At 71.0% G+C, this 26,307-nt stretch carries 17 protein-coding genes; 15 read left to right on the forward strand and 2 right to left on the reverse strand.

Annotation, left to right across the window (positions count from 1 at the left end):
* Positions 1 to 229: 229 nt before the first annotated feature.
* From acs to MWN52_RS18910, 3 genes are all read left to right on the forward strand, one after another.
* Entirely contained in the window at positions 230 to 2,173 is a 1,944-nt protein-coding gene (gene acs / locus MWN52_RS18900; protein WP_130531901.1) for an acetate--CoA ligase, read from the forward strand.
* 117 nt (positions 2,174 to 2,290) lie between these two features.
* Positions 2,291 to 2,959 (forward strand): response regulator transcription factor, encoded by a 669-nt coding sequence (locus tag MWN52_RS18905; protein ID WP_130520703.1) that lies wholly within the window; start codon positions 2,291 to 2,293, stop codon positions 2,957 to 2,959.
* Positions 2,960 to 3,124: 165 nt separating this feature from the next.
* Positions 3,125 to 4,162 carry a LacI family DNA-binding transcriptional regulator gene (locus tag MWN52_RS18910; protein WP_130524562.1) on the forward strand — a complete coding sequence of 346 codons (1,038 nt, stop codon included), beginning with the start codon at positions 3,125 to 3,127 and terminating at the stop codon, positions 4,160 to 4,162.
* On the opposite strand, the gene MWN52_RS18915 is transcribed toward MWN52_RS18910, so the two are convergent.
* Positions 4,159 to 5,532: an MFS transporter gene (locus MWN52_RS18915; RefSeq protein ID WP_286575868.1), complete on the reverse strand. Its 1,374-nt coding sequence runs from the start codon at positions 5,530 to 5,532 to the stop codon at positions 4,159 to 4,161. The two genes, MWN52_RS18910 and MWN52_RS18915, sit on opposite strands and share 4 nt — an antisense overlap.
* 280 nt (positions 5,533 to 5,812) lie before the next feature.
* Between MWN52_RS18915 and MWN52_RS18920 the strand changes: the two genes are divergently transcribed.
* From MWN52_RS18920 to MWN52_RS18950, 7 genes are all read left to right on the forward strand, one after another.
* Entirely contained in the window at positions 5,813 to 8,254 is a 2,442-nt protein-coding gene (locus MWN52_RS18920) for a TonB-dependent receptor domain-containing protein (RefSeq protein ID WP_286575869.1), read from the forward strand.
* Between the two features lie 47 nt (positions 8,255 to 8,301).
* Positions 8,302 to 10,197: an amylosucrase gene (locus MWN52_RS18925; RefSeq protein WP_286575870.1), complete on the forward strand. Its 1,896-nt coding sequence runs from the start codon at positions 8,302 to 8,304 to the stop codon at positions 10,195 to 10,197.
* A 38-nt stretch (positions 10,198 to 10,235) separates the two neighbouring features.
* A complete protein-coding gene (locus MWN52_RS18930) occupies positions 10,236 to 11,240 on the forward strand; it encodes a carbohydrate kinase family protein (protein WP_286575871.1) in 1,005 nt (334 codons plus the stop codon).
* A 39-nt stretch (positions 11,241 to 11,279) separates the two neighbouring features.
* A complete protein-coding gene (aceK, locus tag MWN52_RS18935) occupies positions 11,280 to 12,986 on the forward strand; it encodes a bifunctional isocitrate dehydrogenase kinase/phosphatase (protein ID WP_286575872.1) in 1,707 nt (568 codons plus the stop codon).
* Between the two features lie 239 nt (positions 12,987 to 13,225).
* A complete protein-coding gene (gene mgtE / locus MWN52_RS18940) occupies positions 13,226 to 14,608 on the forward strand; it encodes a magnesium transporter (RefSeq protein ID WP_286575873.1) in 1,383 nt (460 codons plus the stop codon).
* A gap of 456 nt (positions 14,609 to 15,064) precedes the next feature.
* Positions 15,065 to 17,770 carry a bifunctional acetate--CoA ligase family protein/GNAT family N-acetyltransferase gene (locus tag MWN52_RS18945; RefSeq protein ID WP_286575874.1) on the forward strand — a complete coding sequence of 902 codons (2,706 nt, stop codon included), beginning with the start codon at positions 15,065 to 15,067 and terminating at the stop codon, positions 17,768 to 17,770.
* Positions 17,771 to 17,888: 118 nt separating this feature from the next.
* Entirely contained in the window at positions 17,889 to 18,854 is a 966-nt protein-coding gene (locus MWN52_RS18950; protein ID WP_286575875.1) for a hypothetical protein, read from the forward strand.
* 220 nt (positions 18,855 to 19,074) lie between these two features.
* Here the strand turns inward: MWN52_RS18950 and MWN52_RS18955 are convergent, their stop codons facing one another.
* The gene (locus tag MWN52_RS18955; protein WP_286575876.1) at positions 19,075 to 20,493 is read right to left on the reverse strand and encodes an alpha/beta hydrolase family protein; all 1,419 of its coding nucleotides are present in this window, start codon (positions 20,491 to 20,493) and stop codon (positions 19,075 to 19,077) included.
* 214 nt (positions 20,494 to 20,707) lie between these two features.
* On the opposite strand from MWN52_RS18955, the gene MWN52_RS18960 reads away from it, so the two are divergent.
* From MWN52_RS18960 to MWN52_RS18980, 5 genes are all read left to right on the forward strand, one after another.
* Positions 20,708 to 21,784: an alpha/beta hydrolase gene (locus MWN52_RS18960; RefSeq protein ID WP_286575877.1), complete on the forward strand. Its 1,077-nt coding sequence runs from the start codon at positions 20,708 to 20,710 to the stop codon at positions 21,782 to 21,784.
* Positions 21,785 to 21,788: 4 nt separating this feature from the next.
* Positions 21,789 to 23,441, forward strand: a complete 1,653-nt coding sequence (locus MWN52_RS18965) for a long-chain-fatty-acid--CoA ligase (protein WP_286575878.1) — start codon at positions 21,789 to 21,791, stop codon at positions 23,439 to 23,441.
* A 220-nt stretch (positions 23,442 to 23,661) separates the two neighbouring features.
* Positions 23,662 to 24,138: a hypothetical protein gene (locus MWN52_RS18970; protein WP_286575879.1), complete on the forward strand. Its 477-nt coding sequence runs from the start codon at positions 23,662 to 23,664 to the stop codon at positions 24,136 to 24,138.
* Positions 24,139 to 24,439: 301 nt separating this feature from the next.
* Positions 24,440 to 25,405 (forward strand): TerC family protein, encoded by a 966-nt coding sequence (locus MWN52_RS18975; protein ID WP_286575880.1) that lies wholly within the window; start codon positions 24,440 to 24,442, stop codon positions 25,403 to 25,405.
* A 97-nt stretch (positions 25,406 to 25,502) separates the two neighbouring features.
* On the forward strand, positions 25,503 to 26,300 hold the full coding sequence (locus MWN52_RS18980) for a rhomboid family intramembrane serine protease (RefSeq protein WP_286575881.1): 798 nt from the start codon (positions 25,503 to 25,505) through the stop codon (positions 26,298 to 26,300).
* Positions 26,301 to 26,307: the final 7 nt, after the last annotated feature.

Raw genomic sequence — 26,307 nt, forward strand, 5'->3', positions numbered from 1 at the left:
CTCCCCTTTGCGAGAGCGCGATGTGCGCCGCAGATTGCGCACGCATGACAGCGCCCACCATTCGCCTTTGGTCTCAAAACAAGGGCTTTAAGACCATGGTCTAAGCCAGCTGCTGCACTGCGCAAACAGTGGATCGGTCAAACTTCAAGGCCTCGACAAGTCGCTGGCCGCACCCCGCAACGGTTGGTCCATCCGCCACGTTCTACGCAAGATGAGGTAAGGAGATTCCATGTCTGATCTGTATCCCGTCGATCCCGCATTCGCCAGCCAGGCCCTGGTCGATGCGCAGGCCTATGCGCGCGACTACAAGGCGTCGGTGGAAGCACCCGACGCGTTCTGGGCCAAGGCGGCGCAGCGACTGGACTGGATGAAGGCGCCGACGCAGATCAAGGACGTCAGCTTCGACATCGACGACTTCCGCATCAACTGGTTCGCCGATGGCGAGCTCAACGCCAGCGTCAACTGCCTGGACCGCCAGCTGGAGAAGCGCGGCGACAAGATCGCCCTGCTGTTCGAACCCGACAGCCCCGACAGCCAGAGTGTTGGTGTGACCTATCGCGAGCTGCATGCGCGCGTGTGCAAGCTGGCCAACGCGCTGCGCAAGCTGGGCGTGGTCAAGGGCGACCGGGTCACCATCTACCTGCCGATGATCCCCGACGCGGCCGTGGCGATGCTGGCCTGCGCGCGCATCGGCGCGGTGCACTCGGTGGTGTTCGGCGGCTTCGCGCCCAACTCCATCGCCGACCGCGTGTCCGACTGCGGCAGCAAGCTGATCATCACCGCCGACGAAGGCCTGCGCGGCAGCAAGAAGGTGCCGCTCAAGGCCAATGTCGATGCCGCGCTCAAGCTGCCCGGCACCAACAGCGTGGAGACCGTGCTGGTGGTGCGCCACACCGGCGGCGCGGTGCAGATGCAGGCCCCGCGCGACCGCTGGTTCCACGACGTGGTCGAGGGCCAGCCGGAGACCTGCGAGCCCGAGCGCATGAACGCCGAGGATCCGCTGTTCATCCTCTACACCTCCGGCAGCACCGGCAAGCCCAAGGGCGTGCTGCACACCACCGGCGGCTACCTGCTGTGGGCGGCCTACACGCACGAGGTGGTGTTCGACCTGAAGGAGGACGACATCTACTGGTGCACGGCCGACGTGGGCTGGGTCACCGGCCACAGCTACATCGTCTACGGCCCGCTGGCCAACGGCGCCACCTCGCTGATCTTCGAGGGCGTGCCCAACTACCCGAGCAACTCGCGCTTCTGGGAGGTCGTGGACAAGCACCAGGTCACGCTGTTCTACACCGCGCCCACCGCGATCCGCGCGCTGATGCGCGATGGCGACGCGCCGGTGAAGAAGACCTCGCGCAAGAGCCTGCGCCTGCTCGGCACGGTGGGCGAGCCGATCAACCCCGAGGCCTGGCGTTGGTATTACGAGGTGGTCGGCGATTCCCGCTGCCCGATCGTGGACACCTGGTGGCAGACCGAGACCGGCGGCCACATGATCACGCCGATCCCCGGCGCCACCCCGCTCAAGCCCGGCTCGGCCACCGTGCCCTTCTTCGGCGTGCAGCCGGCGCTGGTGGACGCCAACGGCGCCGAGCTGGACGGCGCGGCCGAGGGCAACCTGGTGATCAAGGACTCCTGGCCGGGCCAGATGCGCACGGTCTACGGCGACCACCAGCGCTTCATCGACACCTATTTCCGCACCTATCCGGGCACCTACTTCACCGGCGACGGCTGCCGCCGCGATGCCGATGGCTATTACTGGATCACCGGCCGGGTGGACGATGTCATCAACGTCTCCGGCCACCGCATCGGCACGGCCGAGGTGGAAAGCGCGCTGGTCTCGCATCCCAAGGTGGCCGAGGCCGCGGTGGTGGGCTTCCCGCACGACATCAAGGGCCAAGGCATCTACGCCTACGTCACCCTGGTGGCCGGCGAGGCGCCCAGCGAGGAGTTGCACAAGGAGCTGATCGCCCACGTGCGCAAGGAGATCGGTCCGATCGCCTCGCCCGACCACCTGCAGTGGGCGCCAGGCCTGCCCAAGACGCGCTCGGGCAAGATCATGCGCCGCATCCTGCGCAAGATCGCCGAGAACGCGCCCGACCAGCTCGGCGACACCTCGACCCTGGCCGACCCCTCGGTGGTCGATTCGCTGGTGTCCGAGCGCAAGGTCAAATAAGACGTGATGGCGGCCGTGGGCAAGGAAGCATCGAAAGCCGATCGCCTGGTCTGGCACTATGCCAGTCGTACGGCGCACGACGCGTCGGACGCTTCCGTCCCCACGCCCCCCGCCTCCATGACCACACTGCTCATCGCCGACGACCATCCCCTGTTCCGGGAGGCCCTGCGCGGCGCCGTGCAGCGCGTGCTGCCCGGCGTGTCCCTGCACGAGGCCGACAGCGTCGATGCGCTGTACGCGCTGGTCGAGGCCAACCCGGACGCCGACCTGCTCCTGCTGGACCTCAACATGCCCGGCGCGCACGGCTTCAATGCGCTGGTGCACCTGCGCGCGCTGCATCCGCAGCTGCCGGTGGTGGTGGTGTCCGCACGCGAGGAACCGTCGGTGATGCGCCGCGCGCTGGACCACGGCGCGCTGGGCTTCATCCCCAAGTCGGCCGACTCGGACACCATCGGCGAGGCCATCGGCCTGGTGCTGGACGGCGAGCGCTGGGCGCCGGAGGAGGCGCACAACGCGCCGGCCATCGGCCGTGACGAGCAGGAGGTCGCCCAGCGCCTGCGCGACCTGACTCCGCAGCAGTTCCGCGTGCTGCAGATGCTCGGCGCCGGCCGGCTCAACAAGCAGATCGCCTACGACCTGGGCGTGTCCGAGGCCACCATCAAGGCGCATGTCACCGCGATCCTGCGCAAGCTGGGCGTCACCAACCGCACCCAGGCGGTGCTGATGGCCGGGCGCCTGTCGGTGGATCCGGATGGGCTGACGCCGCCGCCGGAAGATCAGGACTGAGCACCAGGGCCGCCGGTTTTCGCGAAGGCGGGACCGGGTGACCTTGGCGCCTGCGGGAACGTCGCTGGGTTCCCGCGCGCGCGGGAACGACGCTAGGAGCGTCGGCGGCGCGGCGGCATCCATGCAGTAAGGTGATCAGCCCAAGAAGGCCCAACCGCGCCCTCCATGTCCGACAAACCCTCCCGGTCCGGCGACGCGCCGCGCGCCAAGGTGCAGATGGCCGATATCGCCCGCATGGCGGGCGTGTCCGAGTCCACCGTCTCGCGCGCGCTGGCCGACAACCCGCTGGTCGCCGAGCGCACCCGCGCCTACGTCAAGCAGCTCGCCGCGCGCGCCGGCTACCAGGTGGACCCGGTCGCGCGCAGCCTGCGCTCGCGCCGCTCCAACACCATCTGCGTGGCCGTGCCGCTGATGCATGCCTTCGAGCAGCCGCTGTCGGACCCCTTCATGATGACCATGCTGGCGCTGCTGGCCGAGGAGCTGACCGGCAACGGCTACAGCATGCTGCTGTCCAAGGTGGACCGGCACCAGGACGGCTGGGTCGAGCGGCTGGCGCGCAGCAGCCGCGCCGACGGGCTGGTGATGCTGGGCCAGAGCTCCGAGCACGAGGCGATGAACGCCGCCGCGCGCGAGGGCTGGCCGATGGTCGTCTGGGGCAGCCGCATGCCCGGGCAGGCCTACGTCAGCGTCGGCAGCGACAACCGGCGCGGCGGCGAGCTGGCGACCGCGCACCTGATCGAGGCCGGGCGCCGGCGCATCGCCTTTCTCGGCGACGAGCAGCTGCCCGAGGTCGCGCCGCGCTTCGCCGGCTATCGGGCGATGCTTGAACAGCACGGGCTGGCGTTCGATCCGCGCCTGCATGCACGCAGTCACTTCGTCAGCGAGGACGCCTACCGGCTGACCCGCGCGATGCTGAAGAAGGCCGACCCGCCGGACGGGGTGTTCGCCGCCTCGGACCTGATCGCGCTCGGCGCGATCCGCGCGCTGGGCGAGGCCGGCCTGCGCGTGCCGCAGGATGTCTCGCTGGTGGGCTTCGACGACCTGCCGCTGGCCAGCTACAGCCAGCCGCCGCTGACCACGGTGCGCCAGGACCTGACGCTGGCCGCGCGCCACATGGTCGATCGCCTGCTGGCCCTGGTCGACGGCGGCACCGCCGACTCGCTGGAGATGCCGGTGCAGCTGGTGGTGCGCGAGTCGGCCTAGCGCCGCTCTTCCACGCCCGGATAGCCCGCGCCCGCGCTTGAACGCGCGGCGCTGGCCCGCGGCGCGCGCACGCGCTGCACGCCGACGAACAGCATCGACACCGCCGCGGCCAGCAGCAGCGCCCCGGCCAGCCGGATCACGTTGCGCGCATCGCCGCCGAGCAGGCGGTCGAAGTACAGCGGCAGGGTCAGGATCTGGATCAGCATCGGCAGCACGATGAACAGGTTGAACAGCCCCATGTACACGCCGGTGCGCTCGGGCGGGATGCGCTCGGCCAGCATCAGATAGGGATTGCCCATCATGCTGGCCCAGGCCAGGCCGATGCCGATCATCGGCAGCAGCAGCAGCCAGCGGTCCTGGATGGCCGGCAGCAGCAGCATGCCGATGCCGGCCGCGGTCAGGCAGGCCGCGTGGGTCGGCTTGGGGCCGAAGCGCCGCGTGAACGGCACCATCGCGAAGGCCGCCACGAAGGCGACGAAGTTGTAGAAGCTGCCGATCTGCCCGTTGATCAGCCCGGCCTGGCGGAACGCGTGCGAGGCCGGATCGGTGGTGCCGAACAGCGTGGTCGACAGCGACAGCACGATGTACTGCCAGTAGCAGAACATCGCATACCACTGGAACAGCATCACCGGCGCCAGCTGGCGCATGGTCGGCGGCATCTCGCGCAGCGCGCAGACGATCTCGCGCAGCGCCGCGCCCAGGCCCTGCCCGCCCTGGCGCAGGCGCGCGCGCTCGGCAGGCGTGGGCTGCGGCTCGCGCACGCTGCGCGCGGTGAGCAGGATCGAGCCGGCCGAGAACGCCGCGCCGATCACGAACGCGGCGATGGTGACGTAAGGGATGTGGTGGCTGTTGGCCGCGTCCTGGTCCATGCCGAACCACACCAGCAGCGAGGGCGTCAGATAGGCCAGGGTCTGGCCCAGGCCGGTGAACGCGCTCTGGGTCAGGAACCCGAGCGGGCGCTGCTCGGGCGTGAGCACATCGCTGACCAGTGCGCGATACGGCTCCATCGCCACGTTGTTGGCCGCATCCAGCACCCACAGCAGGCACACCGCCATCCACAGCGCGGTGCTGAAGGGCATGGTCAGCAGGCACAGGCTGCACACCAGCGCGCCGAGCACGATGAAGGGCAGCCGCCGCCCCCAGCGCGTGCTGGTGCGGTCGCTGATCGCGCCGACCAGCGGCTGCAGCACCAGACCGGTCACCGGACCGGCCAGCCACAGGTACGGCAGGCTGGCGTGGTCGGCGCCCAGGTAGCTGTAGATCGGGCTCATGTTGCTCTGCTGCAACCCGAAGCTGTACTGCACGCCGAAGAAGCCGGCGTTGAGCAGCAGCACGCGCATGAGCGGGAACGTGGTGGGACGCGAGGACATGCCGTTGCCTTGGAGAACGGGTGGCGGGTCCGGCAGGGCCGGCACGACATAGCCTGCGAGCTTTGCAATCGTTTGTAACGACGCAGCGCAGCAAGAAATCCTTGCAATCGCTAGGACATTCATTTGCAATCTATCGATGCTGCAGTGCAAGTTGCAATCGATTGCAAAACCCCAATACTCCGCCGCCACACCGCCGGCCATCCGGTCGGCCCGGCCCGGGGAGGGACGGTCAGGTGCGCGTATCACGCCAAACACCACGAACCGTGAGAGGGGTAATCCGATGTCCATCAAGACCACATGTCGCATCCACGTCCTGGCCTGCGCGGTGAGCGCGGCCCTGGCCGCGCCGGCCGCGCTGGCCCAGCAGGCCGCCTCGGCGACCGTCTCGCCCGCCGACGGCGCCACCAACCTGGACATGGTCTTCGTCACCGGCACCACCAGCGCCAAGACCAAGCTGCGCAGCGCGGTGTCGGTCAGCACGGTGGGCGCCGAGGCGATCGAGCAGTCCGCGCCGCGCTCCAGCGCCGAGATCCTGCGCAACATCCCCGGCATCCGCTCGGAGTCCAGCGGCGGCGAGGGCAACGCCAACATCGCCGTGCGCGGCCTGCCGGTGGCCTCCGGCGGCGCCAAGTTCCTGCAGCTGCACGAGGACGGCCTGCCGGTGATGGAGTTCGGCGACATCGCCTTCGGCAACGCCGACATCTTCCTGCGCGCGGACAACACCGTCGAACGCATCGAGGCCATCCGCGGCGGTTCGGCCTCGACCATGGCCTCCAACTCGCCCGGCGGCATCGTCAACTTCATCAGCAAGACCGGCGAGACTCGCGGCGGCAGCGTCGGCATTACCCGCGGCCTGGGCGACTGGGACAACACGCGCCTGGACTTCGACTACGGCCAGCCCTTCGCCGAGCACTGGCAGTTCAACGTCGGCGGCTTCTACCGCCGCGGCGACGGCGTGCGCGATGCGGGCTTCGCCACCGACAAGGGCGGCCAGCTCAAGGCCAACCTCACCCGCCTGTTCGAGAACGGCTACGTGCGCGTCTACGGCAAGTACCTGGACGATCGCGCCGCCGGCTACCTGCCCGCGCCGGTGGGCGTGCGCGGCAGCGACGGCTCGCCGCACTTCTACGACCTGCCCGGCTTCGACGCCGGCAGCGACACGCTCTACAGCCCCTACATCCGCCGCACCCTGGCGCTGAACGGCGACAACCGGCCCGAGACGGTGCAGCTGGGCGACGGCATGCATCCCAAGTCGCAGGCGATCGGCGCCGAGGCGCAGTTCGACCTGGGCGGCTGGACGCTGACCGACCGCTTCCGCTTCGCCGACAACTCGGGGCGCTTCGTCGCGCCGTTCCCGGCCGAGGTGACCGACGCGGCGACCCTGGCCGCGGAGATCGGCGGCGCCGGCTCGCGCCTGCAGGTCGCCAGCGGCCCCGGCGCCGGCCAGGCCTACACCGGCATGGCGGTGCGCACCATGCTGTTCAACGTCAAGCTCAACGACCTGAACAACACGACCAACGACCTCAACCTGACCCGCAGCTTCGCCGCCGGCGACGGCGGCACGCTCGACCTGAAGGCCGGCCTGTACTCCTCGCGCCAGGTGATCGACGTGGACTGGCTGTGGACCTCGTACGTGCAGTCGCTGGAACACCGCGCGCGACTGCTGGACGTGTACAACGCCGCCGGCGCCTCGCTGTCGCAGAACGGCGTGTACGCCTACGGCCAGCCCTACTGGGGCAACTGCTGCACGCGCAACTACGACACCCGCTACACCGTCAACGCGCCCTACGTGGCGCTGACCTGGGACCAGGGCCCGCTGTCGCTGGACGGCAGCCTGCGCTACGACATGGGCACCGCGCGCGGCACCTACGCTGCCGCCACCACCACCGCGATGGGCGTCAACGGCGATGGCGTCATCGAGGCGCCCGAGCAGCAGGTGGCGGTGATCGACTACGCCAACCGCAAGCCGGTGGACTACGACTGGAACTACCTGTCCTACTCCTTCGGCGGCAACTACCTGATCAACGACGACCTGGCGGCGTTCGCCCGCTACAGCCGCGGCGCGCGCGCCAACGCCGATCGCCTGCTGTTCGGCATCGTGCGCGACGACGGCTCGGTGTCCTCCAGTGAGGCGGTGAACTTCGTCAAGCAGCTCGAGGGCGGCCTGAAGTGGCGCAGCGGCGGCCTGAGCCTGTTCGCCACCGCCTTCGCCGCGCACACCGAAGAGCAGAACTACGAGGCCACCAGCCAGCGCTTCCTCAACCGCAGCTACAAGGCGCACGGCCTGGAGCTGGAGGCGGCCTATCGCACCGGCGGTTTCGGCCTCAACGGCGGCCTGACCTGGACCGACGCGAAGATCGACAAGGACCAGATCACCCCGAGCAACGTCGGCAACACCCCGCGCCGCCAGGCCAAGTTCGTCTGGCAGCTCACCCCGAGCTACCGCGGCGAGCGCTACGAGGCCGGCGTCAACCTGATCGGCACGACCTCGGCCTACACGCAGGATTCCAACCAGCTGAAAATGCCCGGCTATACGCAGGTCAACCTGTTCGCCAACTACCACATCACCAGCGCGCTGACGCTCTCGGCCAGCGTCAACAACCTGTTCAACGCCTTCGGTCTGACCGAGGCGGAAGAAGCCAGCATCCCGGGCGACGACATCATCCGCGCCCGCTCGATCGCCGGGCGTACCGCCAGCCTCGGCCTGCGCTACGACTTCTGATCCATTACCCAAGGAGCCTGCCGCGCCCACCCGGGCGCGGCGCCATCATGACCCCCACGCCTGCCCCACGCTCCACCCTCGTTTCCGATGCGCCCGACCTGGAGGGCCTGGCGCTTGGCCCGCGCTGGGAACGGCACGCGCCGCGCCTGCTCGAGGCGTTGCGCGCGCTGTACGGCGCGCATCCCGGCTACGCCGGCTGGCTGTCGTCCTGGCTGCAGGCGGTGGCGGAGAAGATGGGGCAACGGCCGCAGGCGCTGGCGCAGTTGGACGCCACGCGTGCGCCGGACTGGTTCGGCCAGCCGGACATGGCCGGCTACAGCACCTATGTGGACCGCTTCGCCGGCGACCTGCGCGGGCTGACCGCGCGCGTGCCGTACCTGCAGGACCTGGGCGTGCGTTATCTGCACCTGCTGCCCTTCCTGCGCATGCGGCCGGGCGACAGCGACGGCGGCTTCGCGGTCAGCGACTACGGGCAGGTCGATCCGCGCCTGGGCAGCAATGACGACCTGCGCGCCTTGACCGCGCAGCTGCGCGCGGCCGGCATCAGCCTGTGCGCGGACTTCGTCCTCAACCACACCGCCGACGACCACGCCTGGGCACAGGCCGCGCGCGCCGGCGATGCGCATTACCGCGGCTACTACCATCTCTATCCCGACCGCCGCGTGCCCGATGCCTACGAGCGCACGCTGGGTCAGGTCTTCCCGCGCACCGCGCCGGGCAACTTCAGCTGGGTCGAAGACGCGCAGGCCTGGGCGTGGACCACGTTCTACCCGTTCCAGTGGGACCTGGACTGGCGCAATCCGCACGTCTTCGGCGACATGGCGCTGGCGCTGCTGGAGCTGGCCAACCTGGGCGTGGAGGTGTTTCGCCTGGATTCCACCGCCTATCTGTGGAAGCGGCCGGGCACCGACTGCATGAACCAGCCCGAGACCCACGTCATCCTGCGTGCGCTGCGCGCGCTGGTGGACATCGCCGCGCCCTGCGTGGCGCTCAAGGCCGAAGCCATCGTGCCGATGGACCAGCTGCCGCCCTACTTCGGCCAGGGCGCGCACGCGGGCGAGGAATGCCATCTGGCCTACCACAGCTCGCTGATGGCGGCCGGCTGGTCGGCGCTGGCGCTGCAGCGCGCCGACATCGTGGCCAACGTCATCGCGCGCACGCCGCCGCTGCCGCCGGCCGCGGGGTGGCTGGCCTATGTGCGCTGCCACGACGATATCGGCTGGAACGTGCTGCGCGCCGAGGCCTCGGGCGCGACCGGGCTGGCGCCGTTCTCGCTGGCGCAGGTGGAAGGCTTCTACGCCGGGCGCACGCCCGGGTCCTTCGCCCGGGGCGAGTCCTTCCAGAGCGATGGCGAGGGCGTGCACGGCAGCAACGGCATGGCCTCGGCGCTGTGCGGGCTGCAGGCGGCCGAGGAGGCCGGCGACCCGGCGCAGGCGCAGCGCGCGATCGACCGCATGCTGCTGCTGTACTCGCTGGCCATGGCCATGCCCGGCATCCCGATGCTGTACATGGGCGATGAGCTGGCGCTGGGCAACGATACGACCTGGCGCGCGGACCCGCTGCGTCAGGGCGAAGGCCGCTGGCTGCACCGCCCGCCGATGGACTGGGACCTGCTGGCCCAGGCGCAGGCCGACGCCGGCACGCCGCATGGCCGGGCGCTGGCCGGCCTGCGCGCGCTGATCGCGACCCGCAAGCGACTGCCCGCGCTGGCCAGCACCCAGCCACTGGACACCGTCGACGCTGGCGATGCGCGCGTGCTGGCGGTGCGCCGCGGCGCGGACTTCCTGGCCGTCGGCAACTTCTCCGACGCGGACTGCGCGCTGAGCCTGGACGTGCTGTCCGCCGGCGCCTGGACGCTGGTTGCCGGCGGGCAGGCGCGTCACGCCGACACGGCCGTGCACCTGGGGCCGTGGGGATTCGCCTGGCTGTCCCGCCCCGTCTGACGCCGCGTGCGAACGCGCCCATCCTTGAGGAGAGAGTCATGCGCAAGATCGTCTGCTTCGGTGAAGCGCTCATCGACATGCTCGGCCTGCCCACCGGCCATCCCGACGCGCCCACCGCCTTCCACCAGAACGCCGGCGGCGCGCCGGCCAATGTCGCCGTCGGCATCGCCCGGCTGGGCGGCGCGGCGTGCTTCGTCGGCATGCTGGGGCGCGACCTGTTCGGCGACTTCCTGCTCGAACGCATGGCCGCGGCCGGCGTGGACCTGGGCCACGTCCAGCGCACCGACGCGGCGCGCACCGCGCTGGCCTTCGTCTCGCTGGACGCGCAGGGCGAGCGCAGCTTCAGCTTCTACCGGCCGCCGTCGGCCGACCTGCTGTTCGAAAGCGCGCACTTCCAGCCGGCGTGTTTCGAATCGCTCGGCACCTTCCACGCGTGCTCCAACAGCCTGACCGGCGAGGGCGTCGCGCAGGCCACCCTGGACGGCATGCGCCGGGCGCGCGCGGCCGGGGCGCTGGTCAGCTTCGACATGAACCTGCGCCCGGCGCTGTGGCCGGCCGATGTGACGCCGGGCGAGCGCATCGCGCAGGCGCTGGCGCTGGCCGACCTGGTCAAGCTCTCGCGCGAGGAGCTGACCTATCTGGCCGCGTTCCTGCAGACCACCGACGAGGCGGCGATCGCCCAGCTGCTGGCCGGCCACACCCGGCTGCTGGTGATCACCGACGGCGGCGCGCCGCTGCGCTGGTACACGCGCACCGGGCGCGGCGAGCGTGCGGGCTTCGAGGTGACCGTGCGCGACACGACCGCGGCCGGCGATGCCTTCGTCGCCGGGCTGCTGTTCGCGCTGGCCCGACGCGGCGTGGATGCCGCCGGGCTGGACGCGCTGGCCGAGGATGCCGAAGCGCTCGACGAACCGCTGCGCTTCGCCGCGGCCACCGGCGCGCTGGCGGTCACCCGCGCCGGCGCCTTCGCCGCCATGCCCAGCCTGGCGCAGGTGCAGGCCCTGCTGGAGACCGAGCGGCGCGACGACGCCATCGTGGCGTGAATGCTCTAGGCTGTCGCTCCCCTGCCCCGGGCCGCCCGCATGGACGACGCCGCCGCCTACGCCAGCCTGATCGACGAGGCCTTCGCCGATTACCACGCCCGCTTCGCGGACATCACCCGGCGCGCCAAGACGCGCTTCGAGCAGCGCGACTGGAACGGCGCGCGCGACGATGCGGTCGAGCGCATCGCGCTCTACGACGCCTGCGTGGACGAGTGCCGGCTGCGCCTGCAGGCGGTGATGGGCCAGCGCGCGTTCGACCGCACGCTGTGGCACGCCATCCGCGCGCGCTACGCGGCGCTGATCGACACCCAGATCGACCGTGAGCTGTACAAGACCTTCTACAACACCCTGACCCGGCGCTTCTTCCGCACCCAGGGCGTGGATGCGCAGGTCGAGTTCGTGGCGCTGGACATCGCGCCCACCGAGGCCATCACCCATCCGGTGGCGCGGCACAACTATCTGGTCTCGCAGACCCGGCCGATGGACACCTTCGCCCGGCTGCTGGGCGACTACGTCTTCGCCGTGCCCTATGCGCACCACGCGCGCTGCGCGGCGGCCATCGCCGTGCGCCTGCACGACGACCTGACCGGCTGGGGCGAGCCGGTGCGCGCGGTGGAACTGCTGGACACGGTGTTCTACCGCGAACGCCGCGCCTACCTGGTCGGCCGTGTGCTGGGCGAGACGCGCTTCGCCCCGTGCATGATCGCGCTGATCCACGACGAGGCCGGCCTGCGCGTGGACGCGGTGCTGACCCGGCGCGCGGACGTGGCCCAGCTGTTCGGCATCTCGCGCAGCTACTTCCACGCCGACCTGCCCACGGTGGGCGATGCGGTGGTGTTCCTGCGCACGCTGCTGCCGCACAAGCCCATCGACGAGCTGTACACCGTGCTGGGCCGCGCCAAGCAGGGCAAGACCGAGCGCTTCCGCACCTTCTACCACCACTTCAACGATCACCCTGGCGAGCAGCTGATCCAGGCCGAGGGCACGCGCGGCCTGGTGATGGCGGTGTTCACCCTGCCCAGCTATCCGCTGGTGTTCAAGCTGATCCGCGACCGCTTCGCCGAAACCAAGCAGGTCACGCGCCAGGACGTGGAGGACCGCTACGCGCTGGTGTTCAACCGCGACCGCGTCGGCCGCCTGCTCGATGCGCAGCCCTACCGCTCGCTGCGCTTCCCGCTGGCGCGCTTCGCCCCGGCGCTGCTGGAGGAACTGCAGCAGACCTGCGCCAGCAGCCTGAGCTTCGAGGGCGAGGACGTGATCATCGCCCTGTGCTACGTGCAGCGCCGCCTGCGCCCGCTCAACCTGTACCTGCGCGAGCAGCCGGCCGAGGCCGCGCGCGCGGCGGCGCTGGACTACGGCCAGGCCATCGTCGACATGGCGCGCAACAACATCTTCCCCGGCGACATGCTGCTGAAGAACTTCGGCGTCTCGCGCCATGGGCGGGTGGTGTTCTACGACTACGACGAGGTGCGGCTGATCACCGACTGCCGTTTCCGCGACTGGCCCAAGGCGCAGAGCTACGAGGAACAGATGGCCGACGAGCCCTGGTTCCATGTCGCGCCGGGCGATGTGTTCCCCGAGCGCTTCGCGCAGTTCATGGGCCTGCCCGCCGCGCTGACGCAGGCCGTGCGCGCGGTGCATGGCCAGCTGTTCGACCCGGCCTGGTGGCGCGAACTGCAGGCCGCGCTGGCGCAGGATCGCTATCCCGACACGCCGCCCTATCCGCCCTCGCTGCGCGTGGCCTGAACGCCGCGCCCATCGGCCATGCCGCATCGCGAGAAAGTGGTTGACGCCTCAAGGATGCAGGCACAGACTTCCGCCCGCCCGGCGCAGGCCACAGCGCGCCGGTCCCTTTCGTGAAGCTTTCCTCCTCATGCCCAGCGACCCTTCCAGTCGATCTTGTCTGCCGTCAACGGTGGCTGCGCGCTGAGTCCTGATCGGGTTCGGCCAGGCGGCCGTTGCGGCTGCCCAACCAGGCCGTCCCGATGAACCTGAAGCACTTCTCCTTCAAGACCACCGACCCGGTGGCCGCCCAGCTGGACGCGCTGCGTCCGCTCAACACCGCCGACGTGGTCGAGCGGCTCAACAGGCTCAAGCCCGCCCTGGCCGATGCGACCTTCGCCGGCCTGTCCGACGAGCGCGCGATCAACGTGCTCGAAGCGCCCGAACTACTGCGCGCCCCGCAGCTGCTGCAGGCCCTGCCGCGGCCGCGCCGCGCGCGCGTGCTCGAAGGCATGGCCGACGACCGCGCCGCCGACGTGGTGCAGGCGCTGGAGCTGACCGACCAGGCCGCGGTCCTGGCCGACCTGGCCGCATGCGCGCCGGCCAGCGCGCACGCGATACAGAAGCTGATGCGCTACCGCCCGCGCACCGCCGGCGCGCTGATGACCACCGAATACGTCGGCGTGCCCGCCGACTGGACCGTGGGCCAGACCCTGGACCACGTGCGCGAGGTCGAGCGCAAGCGCGAGACCGTCTACGCCATCTACGTGCTCGCCCCGGGCAGCGACGTGCTGCAGCAGGTGGTCACCCTGCGCCGGCTGATCACCGGCGCGCCGGGCGACAACATCCTCAGCGTGGCCCAGGTCAATCCGCCGGTCACCGTCTCGCCGCTGACCGACCAGCAGGAGGTCGCGCGCCTGATCCGCCGCCACGACCTGCTCTCGCTGGCCGTTGTGGACGAGCAGCGCCGCATGCTGGGCATCGTCACCGTGGACGACATCATCGACACGATGATGGAGGAGAGCACCGAGGACGCGCACAAGTTCGGCGGTATGGAGGCGCTGGACGCGCCGTACATGCAGATCGGCTTCTGGCGGATGATCCGCAAGCGCGCCGGCTGGCTGTGCGCGCTGTTCCTGGGCGAGATGCTCACCGCCAGCGCGATGCAGCACTTCGAGGGCGAGCTGGACAAGGCGCTGGTGCTGACCTTGTTCATCCCGCTGATCATGAGCTCGGGCGGCAACTCCGGCTCGCAGGCGACCTCGCTGCTGATCCGCGCCCTGGCCCTGGGCGAGCTGCGCCTGCGCGACTGGTGGAAGGTGGCCCTGCGCGAGCTGCCCACCGGCATGCTGCTCGGCGCGATCCTGGGCGTGATCGCCATCGTGCGCGTGGTGGCCTGGCAGCAGCTGGGCATCTACGACTACGGCCCGCACTGGCCGCTGGTGGCCCTGACCGTGGGCGCGGCGCTGGTGGGCATCGTGACCTTCGGCTCGCTGGCCGGCTCGATGCTGCCGTTCGTGCTGCAGCGGCTGCGCTTCGACCCGGCCAGCGCCTCGGCGCCGTTCGTGGCCACGCTGGTGGACGTCACCGGCCTGGTCATCTACTTCAGCATCGCCCTGCTGATCCTGAGCGGGACGCTGCTGTAGGCGCGCGGCGAGCGCGGTTCGTTGGAGCCACCATTGGCGAAGAGGCCACAAGGGCGGCCTCCTTGTAGAGCGGAGCTTGCTCCGCTGGGCCTTCCCGACGATCCGGCCGAAGAGCAGCGGAGCAAGCTCCGCTCTACAAGGAGGCCGCGATGCGCTCGGAAGAGACAACGGCTGCCACGCACGCTGGGCCCCTCCCCTTTCGCGCAGCGAAGGGGAGGCTGGGAGGGGGTGCTTTTCAGCTTTCCCGCGGAGAGCACCCCCTCCCCTCAGCCGTTAGGTCGCGACTTCGAGCTCCCCTTGGCCTGCGGCCAAAGGGAGGGGGCTAAGCGCGCATCGCCGACGCGTAAGGGGACCTTTGCTCCTCCTCACGCGTTCGCGGGGCGCGTCATGCAGAGGCGCCGCCGGGGCGTGTAACGTGTGGGCGATGTCCCGCTTCCAGGCCGCCGCTGCCACCGCATGAGCACCTACCGCCTCAAGTCCGTGTTCGCGCCGGCCTCGATCGCCATCATCGGCGGCAGCCCGCGCGATCGCTCGGCCGGGCGGGCGGTGGTCCGCAACCTGCGCGCGGCCGGCTTCCCCGGGCGGATCGCCTGGATCAATGCGCGCTACAAGCGCATCGACGAGGTCGACACCGTGCCGCGGCTGTCCGACCTGGACTACGTGCCGGACCTGGTGATCGTCACCACCCCGGCGCACACCGTGCCCAAGGTCGTGGCCAACGCCGCCCAGCGCGGGGTGGCCGCGGCCATCATCCTCACCGCCGGGCTCGGCCACGGCTCCGGCTCGCTGGCCGAGGCCACCGAACGCGCCGCGCGCGCCCACGGCCTGCGCCTGCTTGGGCCGCACTGCCTGGGCGTGATCGCCCCGCACGCGCGGCTCAACGCCAGCATCGCCGCGCACACGCCGATGGCCGGCGACCTGGCGCTGATCTCCGAGTCCTCGGCCATCGCCGCGGCGCTGGTCGAATGGGGCGTGCAGCACCAGGTCGGGTTCTCGGCGGTGGTGTCGCTGGGCGATGCGATCGACGTGGACTTCAGCGATCTGCTCGACCACTTCGCCATCGACCACCGTACCCGCGCGATCCTGCTCTACGTCGAATCGATCCGCGACGCGCGCAAGTTCATGTCCGCCGCACGCGCGGCCGCGCGCGCCAAGCCGGTGGTAGTGGTCAAGTCCGGCGTGGCCCGCGCCGGCGGCGGCGAGGACACCCACAGCCAGTCGCTGGCCCGGCCCGATGCGATCTACGACGCGGCCTTCCGCCGCGCCGGGCTGTTGCGCGTGGGCGCGCTGGACGAGCTGTTCGCCGCGGCGCAGACGCTGGGCCGGCTGGGCACCTTCCCCGGCCGGCGCCTGGCGATCCTGTCCAACGGCGGCGGCGTGGGCGCGCTGGCGCGCGACCAGCTGGCCCTGCTCGGCGGCAGCCTGGCCACGCTGTCGCCGGCCACGGTGCAGCGCCTGGACGGCGTGCTGCCGCACGGCTGGACGCGCGAGAACCCGGTGGACATCGTGGTCGACGCCGATGGCGAGCGCTACGCCACCGCGGTCGAGGCGCTGCTGGCCGATCCGGACAACGACGCCCTGCTGGTGGTCAACGTGCCGACGGCGTTCACCTCCTCGGCCGATGCCGCCAGCGCGCTGGTGCGCAGCGCCGGCGCGCGCCCGCGCCACAGCCATGCCAAGCCGGTGTTCGCGGTGTGGCTGGGCGGCGGCGAGGCGGCGCTGTCCACGCTCAACGCGGCGCAGATCCCCAGCTACGCCACCGAGGCCGATGCGGTGGCCGGCTTCATGCACCTGGTGCGCTACCGGCAGGCGCAGACCGCGCTGATGGAGACCCCGCCCAGCCTGCCCGAGGACTTCGTGGTCGATGCCGCCGCCGCGCGCGCGCTGGTCGAACAGACCTTGAGCGAGGGGCGGCGCTATCTGGACCCGGTCGCCGCCAACGCGGTGCTGCGCGCCTACGGCATCCCGACCGCGCAGCTGTGGGTGGCGGCCGATGCGCAGGCCGCGGTGCGCTTCGCCCAGCCGCTGCTGGACCAGGGCCAGCCGGTGGCGCTGAAGGTGCTTTCGCCGGACATCCCCAACAAGTCCGATGTGGATGGCGTGCGCCTGAACCTGGTCTCGGCCGAGGCCGTGCACATGGCCGCGCAGACGCTGATCGAGCGCGCCCGGCGGCTGCGCCCGGACGCGCGCATCGATGGCGTGGTGGTGCAGGCGACGGTGCTGCGGCCCAAGGCGCGCGAGCTGATCGCCGGCATCGCCGACGATGCGGTGTTCGGCCCGGTGATCGTGTTCGGCCGCGGCGGCACCGCCGCCGAGGTGATCGACGATGTGGCCCTGGCGCTGCCGCCGCTGGACCTGCGCCTGGCCCACGAGCTGATCGGCCGTACCCGCGTCTCGCGCATCCTCAAGGCCTATCGCGACGTGCCCGCCGCCGACGAGCGCGCCGTGGCCCTGGTGCTGGTCAAGCTGGCGCAGCTGGCCGCCGATCTGCCCGAGATCCGCAGCCTGGACATCAACCCGCTGCTGGCCGACGCCACCGGCGTGGTGGCGGTGGACGCGCGCATCGCCGTGGCGCCCTCGCGCGCGCTGCACAAGGGCCGCGGGCATCCGCGCTTCGCCGTGTTCCCGTATCCCAAGGAATGGGAGCGCACCCTGGCCCTGAGCGATGGCGGCACGGTCTTCGTGCGGCCGGTGCGCCCTGAGGACGATGCGCTGTTCCGCGCCTTCTTCGCCCGCGTCACCGACGAGGACCTGCGCCTGCGCTTCTTCCAGTCGGTCAAGCATTTCAGCCACGAGTTCATCGCCCGCCTGACCCAGCTGGACTACGCGCGCTCGATCGCGCTGGTGGCCATCGACCCGGCCAACGGCGAGATGCTCGGCGCGGTGCGGCTGCTGGCCGACGCCGATTACGATCGCGGCGAGTACGGCATCCTGGTGCGCTCGGACCAGAAGGGCGCCGGCCTGGGCTGGCAGCTGATGCGGATCATGATCGAGTACGCGCACTGGCAGGGCCTGCGCCAGGTCGAGGGCCAGGTGCTGCGCGAGAACCGCACCATGCTGGCCATGTGCCAGCAGCTGGGCTTCACCCTCAGGCCCGATCCGGACGACCCGTCCATCGTCAACGTCACCCTGCCGATCCAGAGCGCACGCGCGCAGACCTGAGTGGCAAAACGGGCCCGGTGTCACCTTCCGGGACTTGCCCCCTGTTGCGATGCGGCGGCGGCGCGTTAGGCTCGTCCCTTGCGCCGCAGGGCACGGATGCGGCAACAAGGGGCGTGACGTGGTGCGGGTGGCGATCGTGGGTTCGGATGTGCAGACCGAAGTGGCGCTGATGCGTCGCCTGCAGCGCATTGCCGCCCTGCCCGCCGACAGCCTGACGCTGATCCACAACCCCGACGGCTGCGACCTGCTGGTGCTGCAAGAGGCATCGACCACGCGTGTGGCCGGCGCGCGCCTGGCGCAGGAGCGCCCGGCCCGGCCGCTGTGGCTGATCGATGCCGGCGGGCGCCTGTCCGACCCGCGCCAGGGCGCCGCGCCGCTGCACGAGCAGGCGATCCGGGAGGTGCTGCAGGCCCTGCACGCCCCGCATGCGCAGGCCGACGTCGCCCCGTCCACCCCGGCACGCCTCTTCGCCGAGCAGCTGCGCGAGCACCTGCAGGCCCGGCGCACGCAGGCGGTGCTGTCGCTGGATGGGGTGGACGTGCTGCATCTGGATTTCGTCGCCGGCCAGGCCGTGCCCCTGCACAGCGCGCGCCAGGCGGTGGACAACGTGCCCGGGCTGCTGGGGCCGGGCTTCGACCGGCTGGTGCTGCGCGAGGTGGCGCTCGCGCCGGCCGGCCAGGCCCCGCGCCTGGCCCTGACCCCGCTGCTGTGGCAGACCGCGCTGCGCATGCGCATGGTGCCGAAGCTGATCGCGCCGCTGACCGAGACCACCGCGCTGCGCATGCGCCAGTGGCCGGACTTCCGCGTGCTGGCCCACCGCCATGACGACTTCCGGCTGTGCTCGCTGCTGCTCAAGCAGGCCATGACCGCCACCGAGGCCGCGGCGCAGCTGGACATGGACCCCGGCGCGGCGCGCGCCTTCTTCAACGCCGCCTATCTCAGCGGCCACGCCGTGCTGGAAGGCGAGGCGGACGCCCTCGCCACCGCTTCCCCCGACGCGCCGCCACCGCCGCCCGGCACCTCGCCGCTGGCGCGGCTGTGGCAGCGCCTGCGCGGCAGCGCGCGCCGCCGCGCCGGCGACTGAGCCCGCCCGCACCGAGCCTGCCTGCACGACCGCGACGATCGTGACGCCTCCGGGTGTCGCGTCACTTGGAAACCGCCAGCAACCTTCTGCCGTCGTTCCAGTCGGCACGCGGCGCGTGCGTGACGAGGTCGCATCGCGTCGGGCTTGGCACGGAAAAGATGGCATCGGTCGCTGCGCGCGCAAACCCCGAGCCCCGCGGCCACCCAGGCGATCAAGCGGCTCAGTGCACCAGCTCCTCGGACGGCCGCGTGCCGCGCTCGACCCACGCGTGCAATGCGTTCCAGGCCGCCACCGTCTGCGCCGGATCGAAGCCGCAATGCGTGTAGCCCACTACGCCGCCGATCGGCAGTGGTGCCTTCACCCCCGGCACGGTGAACTGCACCAGGCGCGCGTCGTTGCCGGCCTGGTGGACGATGCGGCCCAGGCCCTGCGACTGCGCATAGGGCACCAGCGAATCGATCCGGTTGTGCAGCGTCACCAGCGGCACCTGGAAGCGGCCGGTGGCCTGGTGCCAGCGCCGCGCGTAGGCGATGGCCGCCGGGTCGGCGCCGAAGCGCTGCACCTGCCGGTTGAACACGGCCAGCTCCTTGGCGCTCATGTCCGGCACGCGATAGACCTTGCCTTGGTTGCCGTACAGCTGGCCGCCCATGGTCTGGCGCAGATCGTCGGCGCCCAGGGCGAGGGTGAGCAGCGGATAGGCGACCGAGGCCGGCTCGTTCTCGAAGCCGCCGATCGCCGCCACCTGCCGCGCGATGCGCGCCTCGGGCCCGTCGGGGCGTTCCTGCGCCGCCTTGAACAGCGCCAGCACCGGCGTGGCGAGGCGGGCCATCTGCGTCCCGCGAAACTGCTCCGGATCGGTCGCATCGCCGGGCGGCGGCACGGTGGGCAGCGCGGTGCGCAGTGCGTCCTGCTCGCCCGGCAGGGCGTAGGGCGTGCCGCGGGTTAGCTGGTTCCAGGCCACGCGCATGTCGAACAGCTGCGCGAACAGCGGCTCCCAGCCCTCGGTCACCCCGCACATCGCCAGCCCGCCGGCGAAGGCCTGCGGGTACTGCTCCAGCAGCGAGAGCACGATATTGCCGCCCATCGAGCTGCCGCTGACATAGACCTTGTCCGCGCCCAGGCGCACCAGGAAATCGCGCAGCCGCAGCGTGTTGATCGTTGCCGTCTCCACGCCCATGCCGGCCTTGGCATAGGCGCTGTGCCCGGCCGCCAGGCCCGCGTCGTAGGCGGCCTTCAGGACCCCGGTCGCGCCGGTGCCCGGGGCGGTGGGGTCATCGAGCACGTTCACGGGGCTGCCCGGCGTGGAGTATCCATGCGCGTAGAGCAGAGCATCGTGGTTCCATCGCGCTGGAATGGCGACGGCGAACTGATCGCCGCCGAGCTTGCCGCCCAGCAGCAGGCCGCCCTCCGGGCCAGGCACGGCGCTGACCTCGGTCGCGCCAAGCGCGGCGGCACGCGCGGCCAGGGCTCGCTGCGCGCTGGTCGGCTCGGTTGGCGCCTTGGCCGAGGCGGTCGCGGAGGTGTCCACCGCGGGCCGCGCAGGCGTGACGGCCTGGTGCGTGGCGCTGCAGGCGGATACCAGCGTCATGGTCAGCAGCGTCATGGCCACGCCGCGCGCGCGCCGTGCGATCGGATTCATGCGGAAACTCCCTCGAATGACCGGGCCGAGTGTATGGCCTTGCGGAGGGCTCCTTCCGTGGACGTGCCGCGGCCCTGTCCCGGCAGAGGTCACAGGCAAGGCAAGGCCAGTCGACGGGGGCAAGCGCCCTGTGCGGCGCAGCATGACCCGGCGCAGGCGATCAGGCAGCTTGGCGGGACAGGAGTGAGCCCCTTCCATCCGCTGGAGCACCGCGTTGAGAACCGCCATCCTTTCTTGTGGGGCCCTGCTCGCGCTGTTCGCCTCGATGTGGACGGTGCGCGCCGCCGAGACGCCCGATCCGCGCGTGCCGCTCAACGGCGTGCAGGTGCCGCTGTCGGCCTTCGCCTCGCCCGAGGCGCGCGTGCGCCTCCAGGCCATGCTCGATGCGCAGGCCCGCGGCGAGGGCCCGGGTCAGGACATCGCCGCGGCGCGGGCGTTCTACGACGCGCAGAACAGCGACCGCGTGGCGCGCATGCGCAAGCTGTGGCCGGTGCGCACCAGCGAGCAGCGCTTCGACGGCGTGCTGGCCGACGTGGCCGAGCCGGCCGACGGCATCGCGCCGGCCAACAAGACGCGCGTGCTGATCAACCTGCACGGCGGTGCCTTCCTGTGGGGCGCGCGCAGCGGCGCGCTGGCCGAGGCTATCCCGATCGCCGGTGTGGGCAAAATCAAGGTGGTCTCGGTGGATTACCGCCAGGGGCCGGAATACAGCTTCCCCGCCGCCAGCGAGGATGTGGAAACCGTCTACCGCGCGCTGCTGCGCGACCACCGCCCGCAGGACATCGGCATCTACGGCTGCTCGGCCGGCGGCTATCTCACCGCGCAGGCGGTGGCGCGCCTGATCTCAAAGCAGCTGCCGCTGCCCGGCGCGATCGGCACCTTCTGCGGATCGCTGGCCGCGCCCGATGGCGATTCCATCTACACCTCGGCCGCGCTGGAGGGGCAGAAGGTGCCCGCCGGCCCGCCCAGGCTCTCGGATTACCCGTACTTCCGCGGCGCCGACCTGTCCGATCCGCTGGTGTTCCCGGCCAACTCGCAGGCCATCCTCGCCCGCTTCCCGCCCACGCTGCTGATCAGCGGCAGCCGCGACTTCGCCCTGAGCTCGGTGCTGCACAGCCACGCGCTGCTCGACGCGGCCGGCGTGGACGCCGAACTGCATGTGTGGGACGGCATGTGGCACGCGTTCTTCGTCGATCCCGAGCTGCCCGAGTCGCGCCAGGCCTATGCGGTGATCTGGCGCTTCTTCGACCGCCACCTCGGCCAGGCGCCGGCCGCGGGCAAGGGGCGCTAGGGCAATGGGCCTGCGCTACGCCACGCCGGCCGAAGGCCATTACGACTATCCGCTGCACGTGGGCCAGCTGCTGCGCAGCGCGCTGGAGACCCGCAGCGGCCAGTCCATCCTCGGCAGCGACGGGCGCCGCCACGACTATCCCGAGTTCGGCCGGCGCGTGCACCGCCTGGCCAACGTCCTGACCGCGCTTGGCGTTTCGCCGGGCGATGTGGTCGCGGTGATGGACTGGGACAGCCATCGCTACCAGGAGTGCTACTTCGCCATCCCGATGCTGGGCGCGGTGCTGCAGACGGTCAATGTGCGCCTGTCGCCCGAGCAGATCGCCTACACGCTGCGCGACACCGGCGCGCGCGTGGTGCTCTTCCACGCCGACTTCGCCGCGCTGGTGGCGCAGCTGGCCACGCAGCTGCCGCAGCTGGAGCGCTTCGTGCTGACCCATGACGGCCAGCCGCCGGCCTCGCTGCCGCTGGCCGTCGCAGGCGAGTACGAGGCGCTGCTGGCCGCGGCCGAGGACCGGCACGCCTTCGTCGACATCGACGAGCGCGCGCTGGCCACCACCTTCCACACCACCGGCACCACCGGCGACCCGAAGGCGGTGGCCTTCTCGCACCGCCAGCTGGTGCTGCACACGCTGGCCGTCGGCACCACGCTGGGCACGCAGCCCGAGGGCCAGGGGCTGCGCCACGGCGATGTCTACATGCCGGTGACGCCGATGTTCCACGTGCATGCCTGGGGCCTGCCGTACCTGGCCACGCTGCTGGGCCTCAAGCAGGTATATCCCGGCCGCTACGTGCCGGCGCAGCTGCTGCGGCTGCGGCGCGAGGAGGGCGTGACCTTCTCCCACTGCGTGCCGACCATCCTGCAGATGCTGCTGGACGCCTTCGGCCCCGAGGACCCGGTCGACCGGCGCTGGACCATCATCGTCGGCGGCTCGGTGCAGCCGCGCGCGCTGCATCGCGCCGCGGCCGCCAAGGGCATCACCGCACTGTCCGGCTACGGCATGTCCGAGACCGCGCCGGTGCTGAGCATCGCGCGCTCGTTCGCGGCGCCGGGCGCGCAGCGCGAGACCGAGCTGTGCAGCGCCGGGCACCCGGTCCCGCTGGCGCAGCTGCGCGTGGTCGACCCGGACATGCAGCCGCTGCCAGCCGATGAACAGCACCAGGGCGAACTGGTCGCGCGCACGCCGTGGCTGACGGCCAGCTACGGCGGCAACGTCCAGGCCGGCGAGGCCTTGTGGCGGGGCGGCTGGCTGCACACCCAGGACGTGGCCAGCATCGCCGCCGATGGCCGCGTGGTGATCCGCGACCGGCTCAAGGACGTGATCAAGACCGGCGGCGAATGGGTGTCCTCGGCGCAAATGGAGGACCTGACCGTGGCCGGCCCCGGCATCTGCGCCGCCTCGTACGTGGGCGTGGCCGATTCGCGCTGGGGCGAGCGGCCGGTGGCCTTCGTGGTGCCCGCCGAGGGCGCACAGGTCTCGCTGGAGGGCGTGCGCGCGCACCTGCAGCAGCACGTGGACAGCGGCGCCATCAGCCGCTACGCCCTGCCCGACGAACTGATCGTGGTCGAGGAGCTGCCACGCACCAGCGTGGGCAAGATCGACAAGAAGGCCCTGCGCGCGCGCCTGGCGCAGCGCGACGCCTTCCAGCGCGACTGATCCGACCCGGGCGATCGATGCGCCGACGCCGTCGGCCCCGGCCCGCGGCACGCTGGCGGCGTGCCGGCGCCAGCGGACGGCACGCACCGTCACGGACAGGCATCGCGCCGGCCAGCCTGGGTTTAAGGCGCGGCTGCTAGCGTGCATGGGTGATCCCTGCCGGCCTGCTGGCCAGACGGCCCGCACCGCGCAACGGACACGCACCGCAAGGTCTGCCCCCATGAAGTCCATCGCCGTCGTCTCCCTGTTGCTGCTCTGCGCGCCGCTCGCCGCCCTGGCCCAGACCCAGCCGCTGAACCTCAAGCTCAAGGACGACACCAGCTTCTCCGGAGCGGGCGATCCGCCGGGCACCTATTACGGCGACCACAGCGGCCCGGTCGTGGACACCGACCCGGCGCGGCCGGTGTCCGAGCTGGACGACGGCAAGGCCCACGTGCATGGCGCGTTCACCACCGGCATCGGCTATTCGAAGGGCTACGGCAGCAGCACCTACAACGCGGCCGATCTGAGCGTGGCCAAGGCGTTCACCAGCGACGAGGGACGCACCAGCGTGATGCGCATGGACATCCACGTCAGCAAGAGCGATGGCCCGTTCGGCGGCGGCCCCTATGGCGGCTACTACGGGCGGGGTTACCCGGGTCCGCGCTCGGCCTCCGGCGCGGCGATGCGCTGGTCGGCGGCCGACGACGCGCCGTGACAATGCGGACAGATCGGCCCTGATCTGAACGACCTGCTCAGTCTGGGCGTTGACCCGACGCGTGCCGCGCCGCGACAATCGCCCACAGAAGGGGAGTAGCTCCCACGCGCTGCGATCGTCATGACGGGCTTCACGCCCCGGTCCAGCGGCAACCGGCCCACTGCTCGGGCCGGCTGTGAGCGAGACCTTCGCCGCAACGGCGAAGGTGTGTGTGTCCCGGATCTCCTTCTTTCCCGGATTCCGTGCGCTTCACTGGACTCGTCGCAGCCTTCGTCCCTTGGCTTACGCGTGGAGCATTCGCATGCAGACAATTGCAAACCCCTGGCTGTGGGGTGGATTCGTGGTGGTGGTGATCGCCGCCCTGTTGGCCGACCTGGTGCTGATGCGCCACGGCGGCCCGCACAAGGTCACCTTCAAGGAAGCGCTGTGGTGGTCGATCGGCTGGGTCGCCCTGGCCCTGGTCTTCAACGCCGGCCTGTGGTGGTACCTGCACCAGACCATCGACGCGGCCAACGCCAACCGCATCAGCCTGGAATTCCTGACCGGCTACCTGGTCGAGAAGTCGCTGGCGGTGGACAACATCTTCGTGTTCCTGATGGTGATGTCCTACTTCGCCGTGCCAGAGGAGCAGCGCCAGCGCGTGCTGGTGATCGGCGTGCTGGGCGCGATCTTCCTGCGCGCGATCATGATCTTCGCCGGCGCCGCGCTGCTGACCAAGTTCCACTGGCTGCTGTACGTGTTCGGCGCGTTCCTGCTGTTCACCGGTATCAAGATGTGGTTCTCGGCCGGCAGCGAGCCGGACCTTGAAGCCAATCCGGCGCTGAAGTTCATGCGCAGGCATCTGCGCCTGACCGACGGCTACGTCGGCCACGACCTGTCGGTGAAGCGCGATGGCAAGCGCTGGTTCACGCCGCTGTTCGTGGTGCTGATCCTGATCGCGGTGACCGACGTGATCTTCGCGGTCGACTCGATCCCGGCGATCTTCGCCATCACCACCGACCCGTTCATCGTGCTGACCTCCAACGTGTTCGCGGTGCTGGGCCTGCGCGCGATGTTCTTCCTGCTGGCCGGCATGGCCGACCGCTTCCATCTGCTGCCCTACGGCCTGGCGGTGGTGCTGGTCTACATCGGCGCCAAGATGCTGCTGATCGATGTGGTCAAGATCCCGGTGCTGGTGTCGCTGGGCGTGGTGTTCGGCATCCTGGCGGTCACGGTGTGGCTAAGCCTGGTGCGGCCGCAGAAGCCGCAGGCCGGTCCGCAGGCGTAAGCCTGCCGGATCGGTGATCGACCCGCGCCGCGGCGTTCCATCCATGGGACGTCGCGGCGCGCTTGTTTTCGCAGCCTGGCGGCGCCATCGAAGCGGGATGGACGCCTACCACCCCGACGATCCGCGCTACGACGCGCAGGCCCAGGCCCGCGCCGACCGGCGGCGCCTGCTGCGCGCCTTCAACGCGTCGCTGGGCTTCGTGCTGCTGCTGGTGCTGTGCTACTGGATGCAGTCCAGCTTCGACTGGCGGGCCTTGGCGATCGCGCCGCACACCGTGCAGGGCCTGGTCGGCATCCTGACCGCGCCGCTGCTGCATGGCTCGGTCGAACACATCGCCTCCAACGCCATCGCCCTGCTGATGCTGGGCACGCTGGCCGGCAGCGTGTATCCCAAGGCCACGCTGCGTGCGTGGCCGCTGCTGTGGCTGGGCTCGGGCCTGGGGGCGTGGTGGCTGGGCGATGCCGGCACGCGCCACCTGGGCGCAAGCGGGCTGGGCCACGGGCTGATGTTCCTGGTGATCGGGCTGGGCCTGCTGCGCCGCGATCGTGCATCGATCGCCGCCGGCCTGATCGCCTTCCTGTTCTACGGCGGCATGCTGCTGACCGTGCTGCCGCGCGAGCCCGGCGTGTCCTGGCAGGCGCACCTGGGCGGCGCGGTGGCCGGGCTGCTGGCGGCCTGGTGGCTACGCCGCGCCGACCCGCCGCTGCCGCGCAAGCGCTACAGCTGGGAAGTGGAAGAGGAACTCGCCGCGCACGACGAGGACGCCAGCACGCTCGAGCCGCCCTCGCCGCGCGAGGTGCCGGTGCTGTGGCAGCCGGCGCCGCCGGGCCGCGGCACGGTGCTGATGTTCCCGCCCAGGCCTCCGCAGGACGCGTCAGGTCAGCGGCTAGACTAGCCGGCCG

The sequence above is a fragment of the Pseudoxanthomonas winnipegensis genome, assembly GCF_030322905.1.
In the GTDB taxonomy this organism is placed as follows: domain Bacteria; phylum Pseudomonadota; class Gammaproteobacteria; order Xanthomonadales; family Xanthomonadaceae; genus Pseudoxanthomonas_A; species Pseudoxanthomonas_A winnipegensis.

What these genes read in the sequence shown, in the direction of transcription:
- MWN52_RS18945 (WP_286575874.1), top strand. Translation starts at nt 15,065, where the DNA reads ATGAGCACCTACCGCCTCAAGTCCGTGTTCGCGCCGGCCTCGATCGCC.
- MWN52_RS18920 (WP_286575869.1), top strand. Translation starts at nt 5,813, where the DNA reads ATGTCCATCAAGACCACATGTCGCATCCACGTCCTGGCCTGCGCGGTG.
- aceK (WP_286575872.1), top strand. Translation starts at nt 11,280, where the DNA reads ATGGACGACGCCGCCGCCTACGCCAGCCTGATCGACGAGGCCTTCGCC.
- MWN52_RS18915 (WP_286575868.1), bottom strand. Translation starts at nt 5,532, where the DNA reads ATGTCCTCGCGTCCCACCACGTTCCCGCTCATGCGCGTGCTGCTGCTC.
- MWN52_RS18925 (WP_286575870.1), top strand. Translation starts at nt 8,302, where the DNA reads ATGACCCCCACGCCTGCCCCACGCTCCACCCTCGTTTCCGATGCGCCC.
- MWN52_RS18970 (WP_286575879.1), top strand. Translation starts at nt 23,662, where the DNA reads ATGAAGTCCATCGCCGTCGTCTCCCTGTTGCTGCTCTGCGCGCCGCTC.
- MWN52_RS18980 (WP_286575881.1), top strand. Translation starts at nt 25,503, where the DNA reads ATGGACGCCTACCACCCCGACGATCCGCGCTACGACGCGCAGGCCCAG.
- MWN52_RS18965 (WP_286575878.1), top strand. Translation starts at nt 21,789, where the DNA reads ATGGGCCTGCGCTACGCCACGCCGGCCGAAGGCCATTACGACTATCCG.
- MWN52_RS18910 (WP_130524562.1), top strand. Translation starts at nt 3,125, where the DNA reads ATGTCCGACAAACCCTCCCGGTCCGGCGACGCGCCGCGCGCCAAGGTG.
- mgtE (WP_286575873.1), top strand. Translation starts at nt 13,226, where the DNA reads ATGAACCTGAAGCACTTCTCCTTCAAGACCACCGACCCGGTGGCCGCC.
- MWN52_RS18930 (WP_286575871.1), top strand. Translation starts at nt 10,236, where the DNA reads ATGCGCAAGATCGTCTGCTTCGGTGAAGCGCTCATCGACATGCTCGGC.
- MWN52_RS18905 (WP_130520703.1), top strand. Translation starts at nt 2,291, where the DNA reads ATGACCACACTGCTCATCGCCGACGACCATCCCCTGTTCCGGGAGGCC.
- MWN52_RS18975 (WP_286575880.1), top strand. Translation starts at nt 24,440, where the DNA reads ATGCAGACAATTGCAAACCCCTGGCTGTGGGGTGGATTCGTGGTGGTG.
- MWN52_RS18955 (WP_286575876.1), bottom strand. Translation starts at nt 20,493, where the DNA reads ATGAATCCGATCGCACGGCGCGCGCGCGGCGTGGCCATGACGCTGCTG.
- acs (WP_130531901.1), top strand. Translation starts at nt 230, where the DNA reads ATGTCTGATCTGTATCCCGTCGATCCCGCATTCGCCAGCCAGGCCCTG.